This is a genomic window from Microbacterium maritypicum MF109, assembly GCF_000455825.1.
In the GTDB taxonomy this organism is placed as follows: domain Bacteria; phylum Actinomycetota; class Actinomycetes; order Actinomycetales; family Microbacteriaceae; genus Microbacterium; species Microbacterium maritypicum_A.
Genome location: NZ_ATAO01000202.1, coordinates 1 through 2,587, shown reverse-complemented (window position 1 = coordinate 2,587; position 2,587 = coordinate 1). Strand labels below are relative to the sequence as shown.

Below are 2,587 nucleotides of genomic sequence, written 5' to 3'. Positions count from 1 at the left end.
AGCTCGACCTGCCGATCTGGCTCGGCTCGGTGCTCGGCGTCCTGGTGGCCGGGCTGCTCTCGGCAGCGATCGGGTTCATCGCCGCGACCTGGCTGTCCGAGGCCTCCACCACCACCCGTTCGGCGATGACCGTCGGCCCCCTCCTGCTGCTCATCTCCCTGTCGTTCATCCTCTTCGGCAACAAGCCGCAGCCGTTCACGCCGATCATCGCCGGACCGGCGTTCTCGTTCGGCGGCGTGGTGATCAGCCAGGTCACGGTCGCGACCGTCGCGATGGCGATCATCACCGCCATCGTGGTCCGCCTCGTGCTGCGCCGCACCAGGGTCGGCACGCAGCTGCGCGCGCTCTCGGAGCGCCCGACCACGGCGGAACTCCTCGGCATCCGCTCGCGCCCGCTGTCGATCGCCGTCTGGTTCGTCACGGGTGTGATCAGCGCGATGGCGATCATCATCGTGGCCCCCTCGCAGTCGAACGACGCGACCAGCCTCGCGATGCTCATCGTCCCGGCCGCGGCGGCAGCCCTGCTCGGCGGCTTCCGACGACTCGACCTCGCCGTCGTCGGCGGGATCGTCCTGGGTGTGCTCGGTGGTCTCGTCGCCCAGATCGACGAAGTGGCGCTGGTGCGCAACTTCCTCCCGTTCCTGTTCATCGTCGTCCTGTTGCTCTGGACGCAGCGCAAGGAGGTGTGGGATGCCGCTCGCTGACCGTCCCTGGTTCCGGATCACCTGGCCGTTCGCCGTCGCTCTCGCCGGTATCGGAGCGGGTGCGATCCTCAGCGCCTCCCTGCCGGGGTACTTCGTCTTCCTCGCGATCAGCGCCGTCACGGCCGCGATCGCCATCCTCGGTCTCGGCATCGTCACCGGCTCCGCAGGGATGATCGCGCTCTGCCAACTCACCTTCGCCGCCGTGGGGGCCTGGATCGTCTCCCTGCTGAACGTGATGCAGGCGCCGGGCGGATTCATCGTCTGGCTGGTCCTCGGCGGGGTGGCGGCGGGCCTCGTCGGCATTCTCGTCGGCCTCCCCGCTCTGCGGCTGCGCGGTGTGAACCTCGCCGTCGTGACCCTGGGCTTCGCGGCAGCCGCCGACGTGACGCTCGTGCAGATCCAGTTCCCCGGTTCGGCTCAGGGCACGGCGATCGAGCGTCCCGAGATGTTCTCGAACGACCGGCAGTTCTTCTTCCTCTCCATCGTCGTGCTCGCCGTCTGCGCACTCGGCGCGTTCTTCCTGCAGCGCGGCCGGTGGGGATCGAGCTGGAAGGCCGTCGCGTTCTCCGAGCGCGGCACGGCCGCCGCCGGACAGAGCGTGCAGACCGCGAAGCTCACCGCATTCGCGGTCTCGGCCGCCCTCGGCGGCATCTCCGGCGGGCTGCTCGCCGGTCAGGTGCAACTCCCGTTCGCCTCGAGCTTCACCCCCCTGCAGTCGCTGGCCCTCTACGTGCTCGCGATCATGTCGGGCGCGCACCTGATCGACATGGCGATCTTCGGGGGCCTGCTGTGGGTGCTGGTCCCCGAGCTCCTCAAACGCTGGGGCATCCCGCAGGACTGGGGCTTCGTCGTCTTCGGCGTGCTCGGTGTGCAGGCGCTCACCAGCGGCACGAACCTCGGCCAGGGCATCCGCAACCTGATCTGGCGCCGCGCGGATCGCCAGGCCGCCACCGTCGCGCTGACGGCGCTTCCCCCTGACGCCGGAGCGGATGCCGCGGTGATCACCACCACGACCACGGCCACGGTCGACGAGGCGGCGCTCGCCGGGACGCCGGTGCTCACCGTCGACGGCCTGACGGTGCAGTTCGGCACCCTGAAGGCCCTCGACGACGTCTCGTTCCAGGTTCCCGCCGCGTCGATCATGGGACTCATCGGTCCGAACGGAGCCGGGAAGTCGACGTTCGTCGATGCGATCAGCGGGTTCCTCCCGAAGCACACGGGGCGCGTGCTCCTGGGAGACCGCGACCTCGTCGGCCTCTCCCCCACGCGGCGCGCGCGTCTCGGTCTGCGCCGGACCTTCCAGCAGGACCGGGTGCCGCCGTCGCTCACCGTTGGCGCATACGTGCGGTTCGTGGCCCGGCGCCGGCTCGCCGCATCCGACATCGACGAGGTGCTCGAGTTCTTCGGCTGCCCGCCCGCGCGTGCACGCCTGTCGAGCGTCGACGTCGGCACACGCCGGCTCGTGGAGGTCGCCGCGAACGTCGTCTCCCGTCCCCGTCTGCTGATCCTCGACGAACCCGCCGCCGGGCTCTCGCATGACGAGCATCTCGCCCTCGCCGCGAGGCTGCGGGAGCTGCCTGCGCGCTACGGCGTCGCCCTCATCATCATCGAGCACGACCTCGATCTCGTCCGCTCCGTGTGCCCGACCCTCACGGTGCTGGACTTCGGCCGCGTGCTGGCCAGCGGACCACAGGCCGAGGTCCTGGCGAACCCCGACGTCGTCAAGGCGTACATGGGAGAGACGGAGCTGTTGAAGTGAGCGAACTCGTCCTGGACGGTGTCACCGTCAGTCGCGGCGCCGGTCCCGTGATCTCCGACGTCTCGCTGCGGGTCACCGGAGGCGAGGTGCTGGCGCTGGTGGGCCCGAACGGCGCGGGCAAGAC

Annotated in this window: 2 protein-coding genes; both read left to right on the top strand. The window is 70.2% G+C overall.

Annotated elements, in window-relative coordinates; all coding sequences use genetic code 11:
- Positions 1 to 704: ABC transporter permease subunit (locus tag L687_RS34265; protein ID WP_021200354.1), on the top strand; the 704-nt coding region annotated here is incomplete at its 5' end.
- The gene (locus L687_RS34260) at positions 691 to 2,463 is read left to right on the top strand and encodes a branched-chain amino acid ABC transporter ATP-binding protein/permease (RefSeq protein WP_021200353.1); all 1,773 of its coding nucleotides are present in this window, start codon (positions 691 to 693) and stop codon (positions 2,461 to 2,463) included. The genes L687_RS34265 and L687_RS34260, both read left to right, overlap by 14 nt.
- Positions 2,464 to 2,587 lie beyond the last annotated feature (124 nt).

Excerpts from the sequence above, each read along its gene's own strand:
- L687_RS34260 (WP_021200353.1), top strand. The coding sequence starts at position 691 with ATGCCGCTCGCTGACCGTCCCTGGTTCCGGATCACCTGGCCGTTCGCC.